The 18,396-nt window shown below is 63.0% G+C and carries 11 protein-coding genes; 1 reads left to right on the plus strand and 10 read right to left on the minus strand.

The window, feature by feature from the left end:
- Positions 1-121: 121 nt before the first annotated feature.
- From rpoC to CHB87_RS20205, 7 genes are all read right to left on the minus strand, one after another.
- Positions 122-4,312 (minus strand): DNA-directed RNA polymerase subunit beta', encoded by a 4,191-nt coding sequence (gene rpoC, locus CHB87_RS20175; RefSeq protein ID WP_089410257.1) that lies wholly within the window; start codon positions 4,310-4,312, stop codon positions 122-124.
- A gap of 213 nt (positions 4,313-4,525) precedes the next feature.
- Entirely contained in the window at positions 4,526-8,995 is a 4,470-nt protein-coding gene (rpoB, locus tag CHB87_RS20180; RefSeq protein ID WP_089410258.1) for a DNA-directed RNA polymerase subunit beta, read from the minus strand.
- Positions 8,996-9,692: 697 nt separating this feature from the next.
- Positions 9,693-10,067, minus strand: coding sequence for a 50S ribosomal protein L7/L12 (rplL, locus tag CHB87_RS20185; protein ID WP_089410259.1), 375 nt, complete (start codon positions 10,065-10,067; stop codon positions 9,693-9,695).
- Between the two features lie 140 nt (positions 10,068-10,207).
- Entirely contained in the window at positions 10,208-10,903 is a 696-nt protein-coding gene (gene rplJ, locus CHB87_RS20190; RefSeq protein ID WP_089410260.1) for a 50S ribosomal protein L10, read from the minus strand.
- Between the two features lie 86 nt (positions 10,904-10,989).
- Entirely contained in the window at positions 10,990-11,700 is a 711-nt protein-coding gene (gene rplA / locus CHB87_RS20195) for a 50S ribosomal protein L1 (protein ID WP_089410261.1), read from the minus strand.
- 115 nt (positions 11,701-11,815) lie between these two features.
- Positions 11,816-12,220 carry a hypothetical protein gene (locus CHB87_RS20200; protein WP_142988453.1) on the minus strand — a complete coding sequence of 135 codons (405 nt, stop codon included), beginning with the start codon at positions 12,218-12,220 and terminating at the stop codon, positions 11,816-11,818.
- 14 nt (positions 12,221-12,234) lie between these two features.
- Positions 12,235-12,828, minus strand: a complete 594-nt coding sequence (locus CHB87_RS20205) for a Uma2 family endonuclease (protein WP_142988454.1) — start codon at positions 12,826-12,828, stop codon at positions 12,235-12,237.
- 123 nt (positions 12,829-12,951) lie between these two features.
- Here CHB87_RS20205 and CHB87_RS20210 point away from each other — a divergent pair, with 123 nt between their 5' ends.
- Positions 12,952-15,153 carry a DUF2961 domain-containing protein gene (locus CHB87_RS20210; RefSeq protein ID WP_089410264.1) on the plus strand — a complete coding sequence of 734 codons (2,202 nt, stop codon included), beginning with the start codon at positions 12,952-12,954 and terminating at the stop codon, positions 15,151-15,153.
- A 7-nt stretch (positions 15,154-15,160) separates the two neighbouring features.
- Here CHB87_RS20210 and hemG read toward each other — a convergent pair whose 3' ends face one another.
- The 3 genes from hemG to CHB87_RS20225 all read right to left on the minus strand — a co-directional run bounded on the left by hemG (position 15,161) and on the right by CHB87_RS20225 (position 18,394).
- Entirely contained in the window at positions 15,161-16,543 is a 1,383-nt protein-coding gene (hemG, locus tag CHB87_RS20215; RefSeq protein ID WP_089410265.1) for a protoporphyrinogen oxidase, read from the minus strand.
- Positions 16,537-17,256: an outer membrane beta-barrel protein gene (locus tag CHB87_RS20220; RefSeq protein ID WP_176441889.1), complete on the minus strand. Its 720-nt coding sequence runs from the start codon at positions 17,254-17,256 to the stop codon at positions 16,537-16,539. The genes hemG and CHB87_RS20220 overlap by 7 nt, the downstream gene beginning before the upstream one ends.
- Positions 17,257-17,332: 76 nt before the next feature.
- Positions 17,333-18,394, minus strand: a complete 1,062-nt coding sequence (locus tag CHB87_RS20225; protein WP_089410267.1) for a ferrochelatase — start codon at positions 18,392-18,394, stop codon at positions 17,333-17,335.
- Positions 18,395-18,396 lie beyond the last annotated feature (2 nt).

An 18,396-nucleotide genomic window follows, 5' to 3' on the forward strand; every position in this document is an offset into this window, starting at 1 on the left:
TACGTTGTGCATTTCAGCGTCAAGCTCTGCGAAAACAAAACGGGCGGGCTCTTTCGAGTCCGCCCGCTTTTGCTGCTGTAGTTAAGGTTCCCACGCGAAGCGTCGAGAACGTGTAACGAAGTTACTCGGCTGCCATTTCTTCCTGTTCGCCTTCCATGCGCATCTGTTCCAGCTCACGCTCCTCAGCTTCGATGGCTGCGGTGACCTCCTGCTGGACCTGGGCTGCCGCTTCTTCGAGCTCTGGCGAGAGCTGGACGTTGCGGTAGTACTCCATGCCCGTGCCGGCGGGGATCAGGCGGCCGACGATGACGTTTTCCTTCAGGCCGCGCAGCGTGTCGATGCTTCCGTTGATGGAAGCCTCGGTGAGCACGCGCGTGGTCTCCTGGAAGCTGGCGGCCGAGATGAAGCTGTCGGTCGAGAGCGACGCCTTCGTGATGCCGAGGAGCAAGCTGCGTCCGATGGCCGGGCGACCGCCCGTCATCAGCACGCGCTGGTTCTCTTCGTTGAAGCGGAAGCGGTCCGTCTGCTGGTCGACGAGGAAGTTGGTGTCGCCTACGTCCTCGATCTTCACCCAGCGCAGCATCTGGCGGACGATGGTCTCGATGTGCTTGTCCGAGATGGTCACACCCTGCAAGCGGTAGACCTCCTGGATCTCGTTCACGAGATACATCTGTACGGCACGTTCGCCCAGGACTTCGAGCACATCGTGCGGGCTGCGCGGTCCGTCGATCAGCGGATCGCCGGCGCGCAGGCGCTCGCCTTCCTGGACGTTGACGTACACACCGCGCGGAACGCTGTACTCCTCTTCCTGACCGTTGTCCGCCGTGACATACACCTTGCGCTGCCCCTTCGAGACTTCGCCGAACCGGACCACGCCGTCGATCTTCGAGATGATCGCCGGATCGCGGGGCTTACGCGCTTCGAACAGCTCGACGACGCGCGGCAGACCTCCCGTGATGTCCTTGGTGCGGGTCGTCTCACGCGGGATCTTCGCGAGGATGTCGCCCGGGAAGATCTCATCTCCATCGGCGACCATGAGGTGGGCGCGCGACGGCATGAGGTAGCGCTTGTTGCCAGAGGCGCTCTTGATGATGATGGCCGGCTGACGCTTCTCATCGGGCGAGTCCGCGACGACCAGACGCGACAGTCCGGTGACCTCGTCGACCTCGTCGTTGAGCGTGACGCCCTCCTGCAGGTCCTTGAACTGGACCGTGCCGGCGATTTCGGTGAGCAGCGAGAACGTGTACGGATCCCACTCGCCGATGACCTGGCCCTGAGCGACCTGCTCGCCGTCCTCAACCTTCAGCTTCGCGCCGTAGACGATCGCGTAGCGCTCCTTCTCGCGTCCCTTGTCGTCGATGACCGCAATGGAGCCGTTCCGGTTGAACGCAACCAGACCGCCTTCCTTCGCGCGCACCGTGACCAGGTTGATGAAGCGGACCGTACCGGCGTTCTTGGCTTCGAGGTGCGAAGCGTCGGAGACGCGGCTGGCCGTTCCACCGATGTGGAAGGTACGCATGGTGAGCTGCGTTCCGGGCTCGCCGATGGACTGTGCGGCGATGACTCCGACCGCTTCGCCCATCTCGACCATCTTGCCCGAACCCAGATTGCGTCCATAGCAGAGGATGCAGCATCCGCGCTTCGATTCGCAGGTGAGCACCGAGCGGATCTTCACCTTCTCGATACCCGCAGCCTGAACGGCGGAGGCGCGATCCTCGTCGATCTCCTGGTTGATCTCGACGATGGTCTTGCCCTCGAAGTCCTTGAGCTTCTCGAGCGAGACGCGGCCGATGATGCGGTCGCGCAGCGGCTCGATGGTCTCACCGGCTTCGATGATCGGGGTGACGTAGATGCCTTCGACCGTACCGCAGTCGTAGTCCGAGATGATGACATCCTGGGCCACGTCGACGAGACGGCGGGTGAGGTAACCCGAGTCGGCGGTCTTGAGCGCCGTATCGGCGAGACCCTTACGCGCACCGTGCGTGGAGATGAAGTACTGCAGCACGGTGAGGCCTTCACGGAAGTTCGCCGTGATGGGGGTTTCGATGATTTCGCCGCTCGGCTTCGCCATCAGTCCGCGCATACCGGAGAGCTGACGAATCTGCTGCTTCGAACCACGGGCGCCGGAGTCGGCCATGATGTAGATCGGGTTCATGGCGCCGTCCTTGTCGGCCTGCTTCATGTTGTTGAACATCTCGTCGGCAACGCGCTCGGTCACGTTCGACCAGAGCTGGATGACCTTGTTGTTACGCTCACCGTTGGTGATCGCGCCGTCGAGGTACTGCTGCTGGACGTTGATGACCTGCTTCTCCGCATCGCCGACGACGGTGTACTTCGAAGCCGGGATCACCATGTCGTCGAGTCCGACCGAGAGGCCGGAGCGCGTCGCATAGGTGAAGCCCAGATCCTTGACGCGATCAAGCGTCTTGACCGTCACTTCGAGACCGAGGTTCAGGTAGCAGTAGTTGATGAGCTGGCCGATGCCCTTCTTCTTGAGCAGGCCGTTGACGAACGGCATGCCTTCGGGCAGCGCATCGTTCAGGATGGCGCGACCGACCGTGGTCGAGATGAACTGCTTGTTGTACTCGACGGGCTCGGTGTGGGTCAGGTCCTGATCGTCGTAGGCGGTGGTCATGTCGAGCACCATGCCGGTGTAGCGCAGACGGATCGGCGTGAGCGTCTCGACCTGCTTGGCCTCGAGCGCCATGAAGACCTCTTCGATGTTCGCGAAGACGCGGCCTTCCCCCTTGGCATTGACCTTCGCCTTCGTGAGGTAGTAGAGACCGAGCACGAGATCCTGCGTCGGAACCGTGATCGGCTGGCCGGACGCCGGCGAGAGGATGTTGTGCGAAGCCAGCATCAGGACCGAAGCCTCAATCTGAGCCTCGGGCGAGAGCGGGATGTGCACGGCCATCTGGTCGCCGTCGAAGTCCGCGTTGAAGGCGGTGCAGACGAGCGGGTGAATCTTGATCGCCTTGCCTTCGACGAGCACGGGCTCAAACGCCTGGATACCCAGACGGTGAAGCGTCGGCGCGCGGTTCAGCAGGACCGGGTGATCCTTGATGACCTCTTCGAGGATGTCCCACACGATCGGCTCCTGCATCTCGACCATCTCTTTGGCCTGCTTGATGGTCGTGCAGTGGCCGGTCTGTTCGAGGCGGTGATAGATGAAGGGCTTGAAGAGCTCAAGCGCCATCTTCTTCGGCAGACCGCACTGGTGCAGCTTCAGCTCGGGACCGACGACGATGACCGAACGGCCGGAGTAGTCGACGCGCTTACCGAGCAGGTTCTGACGGAAGCGGCCCTGCTTGCCCTTGAGGGTATCGGAGAGCGACTTCAGCGGACGGTTGTTCGCGCCACGCAGCACGCGGCCACGGCGGCCGTTGTCGAACAGAGCGTCGACGGCCTCCTGCAGCATGCGCTTCTCGTTGCGGACGATGACCTCGGGTGCGTGCAGGTCCATCAGCTTCTTGAGGCGGTTGTTGCGGTTGATCACGCGGCGGTACAGGTCGTTCAGGTCCGACGTGGCGAAGCGGCCGCCGTCGAGCGGAACGAGCGGGCGAAGCTCCGGCGGGATCACCGGGATCACGTCGAGAATCATCCACTGCGGCAGGTTGTCGGACTTGCGGAAGGCCTCGACGATCTTCAGACGCTTCGAATACTTCAGCTTCTTCTGCAGCGAGGTCTCGGTCTTCATGCGCTCGCGCAGCTCGATAGCGAGCTCTTCGATCTCGACGCGCTTCAGCAGTTCCTTGATCGCCTCGGCGCCCATCATGGCCTTGAAGCCGGAGGGGCGATACTGCTGGTCGAGCTCGCGGAACTTGGTCTCGTCCTTGATGACCTCGCGCTCCTTGACCGGCGCGTCGCCTGGGTCGACGACGACGTACGACTCGAAGTAAAGCACTGCCTCAAGCTCGCGCAGCGAGATGTCGAGCAGGTGGCCGATGCGCGACGGCAGGCCCTTGAAGAACCAGACGTGCGAGCAGGGCGAAGCGAGTTCGATGTGGCCGAGACGCTCGCGCCGGACCTTCGACAGCGTGACTTCAACGCCGCACTTGTCGCAGATGACGCCGCGATGCTTCATGCGCTTGTACTTGCCGCACAGGCACTCCCAATCGGTGATGGGTCCGAAGATGCGGGCGCAGAACAGGCCATCGCGCTCCGGCTTGAAGGTGCGGTAGTTGATGGTCTCGGGCTTGGTGACCTCGCCATGCGACCACGAGCGAATCTTCTCGGGGCTGGCGAGCTGGATCTTGATCGCGTCGAAGTCGGCGATGGGGCTGGTCAGTTCAAAGGGGCTGGAGCGGAACATACTTTTCTCTCCGTGTGGCAGCAACTGCTGCGGGTAGACGACGGTTTACTGCGGGGCGCTGGAGTCGATGCTTGAAGTCTCAACGCCTTCTTCTATTTCGTGCCGGTGTGCCCGGTGGGCGGCTCCCGTGAACATTGAGCGTAAGCCTTGCTCAGAGGAGCCGCGCTTCAGGCGTCGGCGGGTCGTGCACCGGGGCTAGCCCGGTTGAATCGGTTAGTCAGCCGCGGCGATCTGCGGCAGCGCGACCTTCTTCTGGTCCGCAACCTTGACCAGCTCCACGTCCAGGCAGAGCGACTGCAGCTCGCGGATGAGCACGTTGAACGACTCCGGAACGCCGGGTTCGATCGCAGCCTCACCCTTGACGATGGCCTCGTAGATCTTCGTACGGCCGAAGACGTCGTCGGACTTCGCGGTCAGCAGCTCCTGCAGGATGTAGGCGGCGCCATAAGCTTCCAGGGCCCAGACCTCCATCTCTCCGAAGCGCTGTCCGCCGAACTGCGCCTTACCGCCCAGCGGCTGCTGAGTGATGAGCGAGTACGGTCCGATCGAGCGCGCGTGGATCTTGTCGTCCACAAGGTGCGACAGCTTGAGCATGTAGATGTAGCCAACCGTCGCGGGCTGCTCGAACGGCTCGCCCAGCATGCCGTCGAAGAGCTGCGTCTTGCCCGAGCTGGGCAGACCCGCGGACTTCAGCAACGCCTTGATCTCGCTCTCGTGCGCGCCGTCGAAGACCGCCGTGCCGAACCAGATGCCGCGCTTCATGCCCGCCGCGACGCGCAACGTCTGCTCGTCGTCCAGGTTCAGAAGCTGGTTCAACGCAGCCGTGCCGGCGAAGCGAGCCTTGAAGAGCTCGCGCACCTCGTTGGCTTCGCTCATCTTCGAAGCAAGCTCCGCGATCTGTGCGCCCAGCGTGTGAGCGGCCCAGCCAAGGTGCGTCTCGAGGATCTGTCCGACGTTCATACGCGAAGGCACGCCGAGCGGGTTCAGCACGATCTCGACCGGAGTTCCATCGGGGAGGTAAGGCATGTCCTCTTCCGGCAGAATGCGCGCGACCACACCCTTGTTACCGTGCCGGCCGGCCATCTTGTCTCCAACCGACAGACGGCGCTTCATCGCGATGTACACCTTCACCATCTTGATGACGCCAGGCGAAAGCTCATCGCCCTTCTGCATCTTGCCGATCTTCTCGTTCGTGATCTTGCGCAGCACGTCGATCTGGCGCGAGGTCATCTCCTCGATCTCGTCGATCTGCTCGTTCACGCGCGGATCCTTATCGGCGTAGCGAATACGCTTCAGGTTGCGCGTGCTGATGAGCTCGATCATGTCGCGGTCGAGAACTTCGCCCTTGTTCAACAGCTTCTTGTTGGTGCGCTCGTCGTGCAGGTCGGCGAGGACCTCCTTGCCGCCGAGAATCGCCTCAAGACGCTTCAAACGCTCGTCTGTGAGAATACGAATCTCGTCCGCCAGGTTGCGCTCCAGCTTCTCAACCATCTCCTGCTCGATCTGCTTGGCGCGCTCGTCCTTCTCCTGTCCCTTGCGGGAGAAGATGCGGACGTCGACGACGGTGCCTTCGATACCCGGAGGGCACGTCAGCGACGCGTCGCGAACGTCACCGGCCTTTTCGCCGAAGATCGCGCGCAGCAGCTTCTCTTCCGGCGTCAACTGCGTCTCGCCCTTGGGCGTGACCTTGCCGACGAGGATGTCGTTGTGACCGATCTTCGCGCCGATGCGGATAATGCCCGACTCGTCCAGATCGCGCAGCGCGTGCTCCGAAACGTTCGGGATATCGCGCGTGATCTCTTCCGGCCCAAGCTTCGTGTCGCGCGCTTCGATCTCGAACTCCTCGATGTGGATCGAGGTGTAGTAGTCCTCGCGGACCAGCTTTTCCGAGATCAGGATCGCGTCCTCGAAGTTGTAGCCGCGCCACGGCATGAAGGCCACCAGCACGTTGCGTCCGAGACCCAGCTCGCCCTGCTCCGTGCAAGGACCGTCCGCGATCACCTGGCCCTTCAGCACGCGGTCGCCCTTGCGGACGATCGGCTTCTGGTTGATGCAGGTGTTCTGGTTCGAGCGCTTGAACTTCGTGAGCTGATAGATGTCCGAACCCACCTCACGCGACAACTGCGTGGGATGATGCTCTCCTTCGACGCGAACGATAATCCGTTCGCTATCGACCGAATCGATGATGCCGTTGCGCTTGGCCAGGATGACGGCGCCCGAGTCGCGGGCGGTGACGCCTTCCATACCGGTGCCGACAAACGGCGCCTCGGCCACCAGCAGCGGCACGGACTGACGCTGCATGTTTGCGCCCATCAGCGCGCGGTTCGCGTCGTCGTGCTCGAGGAAGGGCACGAGCGAGGCGGCAACCGACACAAGCTGCTTCGGCGAAACGTCGACGTAATCGACCTCAGCCTTGTTCACGAGTACGAAGTTGCCCTGGCGACGCGCATCGACGATGTCCTGCACGATGTGCAAGGTCTCGTCGAGCTGGATGTTCGCCTGCGCGATCGTGTGGCGATCCTCTTCCCACGCCGAGAGATAGAAGCTGAACGGCTCCAGATCCATCGTGCGCTTGCCCTCGGCCTTCAGCTTCGCGTTCAGCGTCACCGACTCCGAGATCTCAAGGTAATCGCCCTGGCGCAGACCGGACTCGCCGGCGTTCGCCACCGCCACGTAGTCGAGCACACGACCATCCTTCACGCGACGGTACGGGCTCTCGATGAAGCCGTACTCGTTGATCCGCGCGAAGCACGACAGCGACGAGATCAGACCGATGTTCGGGCCTTCCGGCGTCTCGATCGGACAAATGCGGCCGTAGTGAGTCGGGTGCACGTCGCGGACTTCGAAGCCCGCGCGCTCACGCGACAGACCACCGGGTCCAAGGGCCGACAGGCGGCGCTTGTGCGTGATCTCCGACAGAGGATTGGTCTGGTCCATGAACTGCGAGAGCTGCGACGAACCGAAGAACTCGCGGATCGCGGCCATGACCGGCTTGGCGTTGATCAGGTCGTGCGGCATCGCCGTCGACATCTCCTGATAGACGCTCATCTTCTCCTTGATCGCGCGCTCCATGCGGACGAGACCGATGCGGAACTGGTTCTCCATCAGTTCGCCGACGGCGCGGACGCGACGGTTGCCAAGGTGATCGATGTCGTCCACCACGCCGATGTTCTTGCGCAGCTTCAGCAGGTAGCGGATCGTGCCGTAGAAGTCCTCGGGCGTCAGCGTGCGCATGTCAAGCCCGCTGGGATCCTGATTCTCATACAGCTTGATGTTGAACTTCAAACGGCCCACACGCGAGAAGTCGTACTTGCGCGGATCGAAGAACATGCCTTCGAACAGAGCCGTCGCGGTGTCGAGCGTCGGTGGGTCGCCCGGACGCAGCTTGCGGTAGATCTCGATCAGCGCCTCTTCGGGCTTGCGGACCGAGTCGCGGCGCAGCGTGTTGGTGATGATGTTGCCTACGTCGTCGCGCTCGGGGAAGAAGACCTCGAAGCTCGTCACGCCGGACTGGATGATCTTGTGCAGCTTGTCCGCGGTCAGCTCCTGGTTTGCCTCGTAGAGCAGCTCGCCAGTGGACATATCGACCACGTCGGCCGCGATCATCGCGCCGTCGAACTCGCTGGTCTCGACCTCGACCGCCTCGATCTTGTGCGAACGCAGGCCCTTGAGCGCGCTGGGCGAAACCTTGCGGCCGCCGACCGCGATCTCATCGCCCGCAACCTTCACGGAAGACGACGGGCGGGTGCCGAGCAGGTTGGTCGGCTTGCCATCCTCGGCAACGACCCAGCTCAGCTTGCCCTCGGCCACCTTGATGGTGTCGACGGTGTAGAAGGTCTTGAGGATATCCTCGTCCGACTTCAGGCCGAGCGCGCGCAGGAAGATCGTACCCAGGAACTTGCGCTTGCGGTCGATGCGGACGTACAGCGTGTTCTTCTGGTCGTACTCGAACTCGACCCACGAACCGCGGTACGGGATGATCTTGCCCAGGAAGTAGGTGCGGTTGTTCGCCGTCTCGAAGAAGACGCCGGGCGAACGGTGAAGCTGCGAGACGATGACGCGCTCGGTGCCGTTGACGATGAAGGTGCCGTTCTGGCTCATCAGCGGAATATCGCCGAAGAAGACCTCCTGCTCCTTCATGTCGCGCAGGCTCTTCACGCCCGTCTCCGGGTCCTTGTCGTAAATCTTCAGGCGAATCGTGACCTTCAGCGGAGCCGAGTAGGTCATGCCGCGCTCTTCGCACTCTGCCTGGTCGTACTTCAACTGCAGACCCACCGGGTCTCCGCACTTGGTGCAGAAGTCCGGCGTGTTCTTGTTGTACGTTCCGCAGAAGTTGCAAAGCACGTCGCCCGGATGGAATGGGTCGGTGATGACCATGTGACCGCAGTGCGAGCAGGCGGTGCGCAGATGGTTGAGCCCCTTCAGGTAACCGCACTTGCACTCCCAGTTGCCGATCGAGAAATCGACGAACTCGAGCTCGCTCACGTTGCGGAAGTCGGTGATCGGGAAGACCGAGGTGAAGACCGACTGCAGGCCATTGTCTTCACGCTCCTGGGGCAGCTTATCCATCTGCAGGAAGCGCTCGTAGCTGCGGCGCTGAACTTCGATCAGGTTCGGAATCTGGATGGAGGTGGGGATCTTCGAAAAATCGAGACGGCTGCGGATCGCGCGCATTTCAGACATGCTCTCTCCTGAGACTTACTTCAAGGCCTCTTCTTCACCGGCAACCCGCATCTCAGTGGGGAGCCTGGCTTGCCGCCGGCAAAGTCGAGGTGGAGGACCGCTTGCACGATCCTCCGGGTTTATTTCCACCGCGCGGTGGCGTTTCTACTCCGGTACAGCCGCCGAAGCACTCTGGCGATCCGGGTGCGCATACTTTCGCCAACCTGACTTGATTGGCCTTTCAAAATCGAAACCTGGGTAAAGATGAACTTGCGGATGCTGCCGATAAAACTTCTACATGGCGCTGCTTTTTACTTCCCGTGCCGGTGCGAAGCTGCTATAAAAACGGCGGACGATGATTTCCGGAAGGCACTCCCGGAATGCGCGAGATAGCAGAAACGGCAAAAACGCCCGCAGGGACAGAGCTTCCCGGGAGCGCAAAGACCGACTTGTGCACTGATTCAACGCTAATAAGAGTGATACCTGCCACCGTTTGAAGCTCGCCCTGCTTCAAAGTTTGCTGCCGCCCGACAGTTTCATATCGCCCGCCGCCGCTTGACGGACCATATGGCCGACCCCTTAGCCCGCTCGAAGCACTACGCGGGATGGATCGGATACTTCTCGAATGAATAGGAACCACATCCGCACGTCAAGGCGGAAGCGGATATCCCCAAAGAAGAGGATACCGCTTTCCGCCTGGACGTGCAAGTTGCAGGTGTTACTTGGTCTCGACAGTTGCGATGCCTTCGAACTTCTTGACGATGGCAGCCGCATCTTCCTTCGAAACGTTCTCCTTCAAGGGCTTCGGAGCGCCGTCGACCAGATCCTTGGCTTCCTTGAGGCCCAGGCCGGTGACTTCGCGGACGGTCTTGATGGTGCTGATCTTGTTCGCGCCGGCATCCTTCAGGATGACGGTGAACTCGGTCTGCTCTTCGACGACCGCAGCCGCTGCTGCGCCGCCGCCGGCTGCGGGAGCCGCGACAGCCGCTGCTGCCGAGACGCCGAGACGCTCTTCGAGCTTCTTGACCAGAGCCGATGCTTCCAGAAGGCTGAGGCTAACGATTGAATCTTCCAACTGCTGAAGGTCTGCCATGTGATTTCTCCGTATATATAGTGCTGAACTTTTGTGTTTCAGTTGCGATTCCGAAGCACTCTTACTCTTCGGCTGCCCCACCCACCGGGTTTCCGTTGCGCCCAGACTGGCGCACCCGGCAAGGCGAAGCGAAACTTGGATTAGCCTTCTACCGGCTCGCTGTTTGCAGCTTCGCCAGCCTGCGATGCAGTGCCGTTCTCGGGCTGCTCGGCTGCGGCAGACTCCTCGACGTGCGCTGCGGCAACTTCAGGCTCAGCCGCGACTTCAGCGACCGGAGCAGCCGCCGCGGGAGCAGCCGGAGCCGCGCCAGCCGCGAACTTTTCCTTCTCGACGCCCTGGTTGATGACGACCGCGAGGTCGCGGCCAGTGGCGTTGATGACCGTGGCGAGGCGCTGCGCCGGCGACTGGATGAGGAACAGCAGCTTCGAGAAGAGCTCTTCCTTACCCGGCATGGTCGCCAGATCGCCAATCTCCTTGGCCGTGATCACCTTGCCGTCGACGATGCCGAGCTTGAAGGTGAACTCCGAGTTGTCCTTCACCCAGGCCGAGAGCGCCTTGGCGAGGGCAACCGGATCGCCCGACGTGTACGCGACCGACGAGACGCCCTTGAGGCCCTGCAGCGCGGCCTCGAGCTTTGAGCCCTTGCTGGCCGTCGCGGCGAGCTTATTCTTGACCACGTGGTAGCTACCGCCAGCCGCGCGGACCGTCTTGCGAAGATCGAAGTCCTTCGAAGCCGTCAGACCCTTGAAGGTGCCGATGAGAGCGGAGGTGGAGCCCGCAAGCTCCTTGGTGAGCATCGTCACCTTTTCCGCTTTTTTTGCTTTGCTGATTGCCATAAGAAACCTAACCTTTAGCCGCTGGCTTTTAGCCGCAAGCTCTCAAAATTGTTTGCCCTGCCTGGGACGCAAAAGTCTGGCGAAAACTACTGCTTGCCTGCAATGTCCGTGACGCTCGAATCGAGCTGGATGCCAGGGCCCATCGTGGAGCTGAGCGTGATGCCCTTGACATACTTGCCCTTGGCGGCCGAAGGCTTGGCCTTCAGAACGCTCGAAATGACCGTCATCGCATTGTCGACCAGCTTCTGCGAGTCAAAGGAGAGCTTGCCCACCGGAACGTGAACCAGAGCGGTCTTGTCCGTGCGGAACTCGACCTTACCGGCCTTGATCTCGCGGATCGCGCCAACCACATCCTGGGTGACGGTGCCGGTCTTCGGGTTCGGCATCAGGCCGCGCGGTCCGAGAACCTTACCGAGACGTCCGACCGACTTCATCATGTCGGGGGTCGCGATCAGCGCGTCGAAGGCCGTCCAGCCCTCTTTCTGAATCTTCTCAACCAGCTCTTCGCCGCCGAAGAACTCGGCACCTGCGGCCTCTGCATCCTTGATCTTGTCGCCCGAGGCGATGACCGCAACGATCTTCGACTTGCCGAGACCGTGGGGCAGAACCACCGTGCCGCGAACCATCTGATCGGCGTGGCGGGGATCGACGCCGAGGCGCAGCGTCAGGTCGACGGTCTCGTCGAACTTCGCGTACTTGGCCTTCTGGAGAAGCGGAACGGCATCGTTCAGCGTGTACGGACGCGGCTCAACCAACGCGCGCGCCTTCGTCAAATTCTTGGAGATCTTCTGTGCCATGGTTTCTTCTCTTCCCTATCTTCCACCCTCAGGTGCAACTTCCGCCCTGGCGTGGTTCGACTGCCCAACGAGTGTTGAGGCAACCTTATGAGTATGCCGGAAAGTTCGACGTGCGTCAAGAATTCTGGGCGGATTGATGACCGCCCGGCTCTGTGTACGCGAGAAATCCGAAGGCCGTCTCTTCGAAACTAACGAAATCGTACTCTCGCAGTGCGGCCTGAAAAACTGGACTCAGGCCGGTTCCGATGACCTTCAGCGTGGAGATCGGCATACCCGAGGAGTACACACCATGATGAAGATCGACCATGTCGAGAATTCCGATTCCATTGCGCTCCGCAGCGTCAGGCGAACTCACCTTGTATAAGGTGACCCCGCCAAATGCATCCGCTACCTGACCGGGTTGCCACGACGATTCCGCCAGCGCCCGATTGAAGGGCGTGTCGATGATCCATACCGGCATCTCTGCGGTGAGCTCTTTCAGACCGCTGTAGTGTGGATCGACAACGATCGCCACTGTCATCCTGTCATCTTTCGTCATCGCCAGCCCCCCGAAAGGACACGATGAGCGCCCCTGAATACCTCGCCACCCGGCCCCGACTTCCACTCATCCTGGATCTCCGGCTGCATGGCGGAGCGAAAAGTCGTCACCTGCTGCAGCCCGGGGTCAAACAGCAAGGCGAACTGAGCGCCGTTCGCGATCCACCGTTCCATTCTCGCTCGCGCCTCTGCCAACTCTGCGGCAAATCCAAGCACATGCACAACAAACTCCGGACACAACGGCGCGAACCCATGCCTCTGCTCTTCGGTCAACGCCTGCCAACGCTCATTCGACACCCAGGCCAGTTGCGCCCCACGCATTGAGCCATCCGGCAACAGAAACCCAGCATTCGACAAAACCTGGCCCCGGCCATCCTTCTCCGCCCAGTCCCAAAGCTGACACAGAATAGCCACGAGAACCCGCGATGCCCGAGCACCGGCAAGCAGGCCGACACTCAGCTCGCCATTCGGCTCCCGTTCGATCCAGACCGAATCGTTCCCCTCGCAAAACCGGAACAGGGCCTCTTCGCTCAACGGCGTTTCAAACCGCAGGCGCAGCGGTAGATCGGTCTCGACGAGGCGAAGGTCCATTCCCTGAGTGTACTCAGACAAGAAGCTCACTCGCAGCACTTCGACATCTACACTGCCCTTCACCGGCCAAATCGGAAAATTCAGAAAAGATGGTAAGCTGGCCGACGGAAAACATGAGGCCACATGAAGACACCGCTGTCTAAAATCGCCCCAGACGTCGTCCGCTCAAAACTCCCCTGCTTCCTCCTGATAGCGGCCTGCGGAATCTGCCGGGCCCAGCAGGCACAGTCGCCCCTGCCCGTGGGCCTCGACGCCTATCGCCAGTGGGATCGCTGGCCCGAGCAGCGCATCGGCATGCGCGCCTACATGCGCAGCACCTACGACCGCGCCGGCGGCAATGAAGGCGTCGACGCCTCGCACTTCCTCCGCCAGGTCTCCGACACGGTCAACGTCACGCTCGACCTCCAGAGCCCCGGCCTGCTCGTCTTCAGCCGCTACAACCATTGGCATGGAAGCCCGTGGCACTTCGTCGTCGACGGCAAGGACCACATCGTCGCCGAGACTAACACCGCCGACCCGAACAAGCGTGTCGCCAGCTCCAGCTTCCTCCCGTCCGCGCCGTTTCCCTCGCCACTGAACGAGACCTGGACGACGACCAGGGGCGCCGACCTCATGTGGTCGCCCATCGCCTTCGAGCGCAGCTTCCAGATGGCCTACGGCCGGACGAAGTATGGCACCGGCTACTACATCTACGACCTCTTCGCCCCTGGTGCCGCGCTCTCGCACCCGCTGCAGAGCTGGAACGAACACACCGTCCCCACCTCGGACGTGCTCGACCTGCTCCGCTCCGCCGGCGCCGACATCGCGCCGAAGCCGGACGCCAGACGCGGAGTGGTCGAGCAGACTGGCATACTCACCCTGTTCGGAACGAACGCCACCCCGGTCGCAAGCCTGAAAGGCCCATCCACCCTCCGCGTGCTCACCTTCTCGATCCCGGAAGACCAGGCAGCAGCCTTCGAAAAGGTCCGCCTCCGGGCGACCTGGGACGGTCGCTCCCAGCCCTCGATCGATGTCCCGGTCGCGCTCTTCTACGGCGCCGGCACGCTCTACAATCGCGAGAAAAAGGAGTACCTGGTGAAGGCTTTGCCCGTCAGCATCCGCTTTCACAAAGGCAGAGTCGAGCTGGCCTGCTACTTCCCCATGCCGTTCTTTCGGAGCGCCCGCATCGAGCTCGTCGGCGCAGGCGAGCCGATACGGGACGTCCGCTGGACTACCCGCACGATGCCGCTCGGAACCTCGCCCACCCGCAGCAGCTACTTCCACGCGACCTACCGGGACATCCCCACGCCGACGCCCGGCGAAGACATGGTGCTCCTCGATACCCGCCAGGCCGAAGACGCCTCGGAGTGGTCCGGCAGCTTCATCGGCACCTCGTTCATCTTCTCCCACGCCGCCAATCTCACGACCCTCGAAGGCGATCCGCGCTTCTTCTTCGACGACAGCCAGACCCCGCAGGCGCAGGGCACCGGTACCGAGGAGTGGGGCGGCGGAGGCGACTACTGGGGCGGCGAAAATATGACCCTCGCCCTTGCCGGACACCCCGTCGGAGCCAAACAGCCGTCATCCGCCGTCAGCGACGCCGACCGGATCGAATCCGCCTACCGCTTCCTCCTCGCGGACCTCTTCCCCTTCGGCAAAAACGCCGTCATCCGCCTCGAACACGGCGGCGAGAACCAGGCCGTGGAGCACTACGAGACCATCGCCTACTGGTACGGCCTTCCCTCGCCCTCCATCGCCCAGACCGACAAGATCCAGATCGGCGATGAGGCCAGCGAAAAGGCCCACGCCTACAACTCGCCCGCCGCCTCCGCCCCATACGAGATCAGATCGCGCTTCGAGCTTGGACCAGATACCCTGCGCGGCGGAAAGGTCGTCTACCCCGCATCCACAGATACGGGCCGCACAACCACCGGCGTCTCGGAGTTCGACCTGCAACTCCGCAAGGACAACCAGGGCGTACTCCTGCGCCGGAAGCTCGACTACTCCTACCCCGACCAGCGGGCGGAGGTCTCCATCGAAACCGCACCCGGCCGGTGGAGCCCCGCCGGCGTGTGGTACCTGGCCGGCTCGAACACCGTCGTCTACTCCAACCCGAAGGAGGAGCTGGGCGCAACGGAGCACACCATCCGCACCTCCAACCGCCGCTTCCGCGAAGACGAGATTTTGCTGCCGGTCGAACTCACCCGCGGTCGCGACAGGATTCGCGTCCGGGTCAAATTTATGCCGTTGAACGACCCGCTCTTCCCGGGACACCCCCTCGCCCCGCAGGCCTGGAGCGAGATCAACTACACCGCCTGGTGCTTCATCACGCCGAAGACGCCATAGAGCGTCCTCAGCCGGCGACCGCATCCGCAGCCGCCCGCGCATCGCGGATCAAATCCGGGAGTCCCACCCCGCGATACCCATTGCCCAGCAGCCAAAGCCCCGGCTGAGCGGCCACCCGCGTAGCCAGCCCCGCCATCCGCTCCAGATGCCCCACAGCATACTGCGGCAGACTCTTCGGCCAGCGGCGGACGACCGAAAACGCCGGCGCGGGCAGCCTGCCGACGATCTTTTCCAGCTCATCCAAAGCAAGCGCGGCGATCTCGTCATCCGGCAACAGGGCCAGCCGGTCGGCGGCGGCGCTGCCGAAGAATGCGCGCAGCAGCCGTCTTCCTTCCGGCGCGCGGTGCGGAAACTTCTGGTCGACGAAGGTGCCTGCCAGCAACTGGCTTCCCTGCCCCTCGGGCGCGAGGAAGCCGAAGCCCGGCGGCAGGTCGAAGTGTTCGTCGAACGCAATCGCCGCAACCACGGCGGAGCTCGCCTCCATGATCGTCAGCTCGGCCATGCGCGGGTCGAGCGGACGCAGCAACTCGCTCGCGACATGCGCGGGCGTGGCGAGAAAAAGCGCGTCATATGCCTCTTCCCCGCTGGCCGTCGCGACAATCCACCCGCCGTCCCGGCGAAAGATCGCCGTCACCGGGGTCGTCAGCCGGACGTCTTCTCCGGGTATCGAAGCGGCCATCCGGTCGATCAGCATCCCCGTGCCGCCGCGCAGGCTGGTGAAGATCGACGCCGGTTTCCGCCCCGCTGGCGCTGCGGCGAGCCTCGCCTGCAGACCCGCGATCAGGCTGCCGTGCTGGCGCTCCAACGCGACGAAGTTCGCCATCACGGCCTGCACGCTCAGCGTATGCACGTCGCCGCCGAAGACCCCGCCCAGCAGCGGCGCGCCGATCTTCGCCAGCACCTCCGCGCCAAAGTGCCGCAGCACGAAGCTGGCGACCGACTCGTCCGCGTCCGGCGCGTCGGCCTTCAGGGTGCCGGCGCTGGCAAGCTCCCGCGCGTAGGCGGACTTCGCATCGGCGGAAAACAGCTCCGACGCATCCAGCGAGGCAAGGTCGGTGGGAACCATCATGCGCATGCCGTCGGGCATCGCGACCAGTCCGCCAGCGGTGGCGATGTAGGTCTTGCGCGTCGCGTCGTTCGACGCGATCAGCTCGTCGCCAAGCCCAAGCTCCTCCGCCAGCGCGCGCGCCCACGGCTTCTCGGTCACCCAGCCATCCGGCCCGCACTCGACGGTGAAGCCGTCGCGCCGCACGGTTTCGACCGTGCCGCCGAGCCGCGCGCGTGACTCGAAGAGCGTGAACGCCGCGCCGTGCCGCGCGAGCTGCCAGGCGGCGGTCACGCCCGCGACGCCGCCGCCGACGATGGCCGTGCGCCGTGAAGTGTTCACCATTTCAAACCGATCAGGATGGGAAAGTAACCCGTCCGCTTGTTGGCGATATCGGCATGGATGCCGGGATGACCACCGGTGTTCGCGATCCAGACGTAGCGCGCCTCCGCGAATACCCGCACCTTGCTCTCGAATGCGATCTTCTTCGCCGCGCCCAGACCCAGGCTGACGCCGCCGGCGTTGTTCGAGTCGCCGCCGGCGTAGGTTGGGAAGTTCAGGCATCCGCCATCCGGATTGCAACCCTTGGTCGTCGTATCGAACTTCACCAGCTTCCGGTAGAACCCGCCGCCGCCGGTCAGGTAGACGCTCGCGCCGTCACTGCGAAGAAGCTGCACCACCGGCGCCGCGGTCAGCGACCACAGATGCACTCTCCCTGTGTAGTTATCGCCTGCGCTGGGAAGATGCTGCAGCAGCGAATTGGGCACACCGAAGTTGTTGAAGTCGTACTGCAGCATGATCCCAAGGCGACGATTCAGGTTGTAGCCGCCGCCCAGACGGAACCCGCCCGCCGTGTTCTGGTACTTCTTCGTCGCGCCCGCAGGCAGGGCGACGCCGCCGCCAAGCTCCAGCGAGTAGCGGTACGAGCCATCCTTGTTCCTCCACGGATCGCCCCGATAGGAGGTGGCATCCAGCCGAGGCGCCGCGTAGCCGGTGGATTCCGCACGCGCCAGCGATGCAGTCAGTAACAAGATACCCAGAGAAACATGTTTCATCATGGCCCGGTTGATCCAGTGCGGGGGGAGGTGAGATTGCAGCATAACGCTAGTCTAGCAAGCCGTTTCAAACGCATCTTTACTGCCCGCCGCGCTCATCCACATCCGCCTGCCACGTCCCATTGGCCACCTCGGCGACAGCCTGTATAAGCGTCGGCGAGTCGTTCAGGCTGTCCGCGCGCCACAGATGTAACCCCAGCTCGCGGGCCGTCTCCTTGAAGGCGATGTCGATATCGTAGAGGATTTCGACGTGGTCGCAGAGGAAGCCGACCGGCTGCAGCACGACGCCCTTATGGCCCTCGGCGGCGAGCGCCTTCAGCGTGTCCTCGACCGTCGGGCCGATCCACGGCGCGCCGGCCACACCCTGACTCTGGAAGGCGAAGTACCAGTCGCGATCGGTCATGCCGACCGGCGCAAGCGCCCTGGCAATGTGCATCGCCGTACGCTTGCACTCGACCGCGTACGGGTCCGGCGTAGTGCTGGCGCCGTAGTTCTGAATGCCCTCGGCCGGCACCGGCGCGCCGGGACGCGCGGACGGACTGGCCGGGCTGCTGACCGTGCCGGACATGATCGTCCGGCAGGGCACGGCATGCGCGGTGAAGAGCACCGGCACGCGCGTCTTCAGGATGGCGCAGGCCTCGGCCCACACCGGCCACATCTTCAGCGCAAAGGCCTCCGCCAGCAGAGGATGGTCGGCCCAGCCGGCAACAAACTCCATCTCCAGCCCCAGCTCCGCCGCCGCCTTCGCCGTCACCGACCGGTAAAGCCCCACCGAGGTCCGCGAGTTCTGCGGCGCGAGACACACCGCCTTGAACCGACGAACCCCGTCCGCATGCATCTTCGCGACCACGTCCGCGATGTACGGATGCCAGTTGCGCATGCCGACGTAGACCGGAATATCAAGCAACTCGCCGAGCATCCTGCCCTGCAGCAGCGTCCAGCGCGTCAGCGGCGGCCCCTCGGGCAGCGGCTCCTCCCGCAGACCGATCTCGGCGTAGCGGTGCTGCAGCTCTTCGACCACCGCGGCAGGCATGGGCCGGCCGTTGGTCACCTTGGCAAGATACTCGGCCATCTGGGAGAGCACGTCCGGCGTGCCGTGGGCGAGCAGGAGGATTGCGTCTGGCTTACTTACAGAAATCATCG

Source organism: Granulicella rosea, assembly GCF_900188085.1.
Lineage (GTDB): Bacteria > Acidobacteriota > Terriglobia > Terriglobales > Acidobacteriaceae > Edaphobacter > Edaphobacter rosea.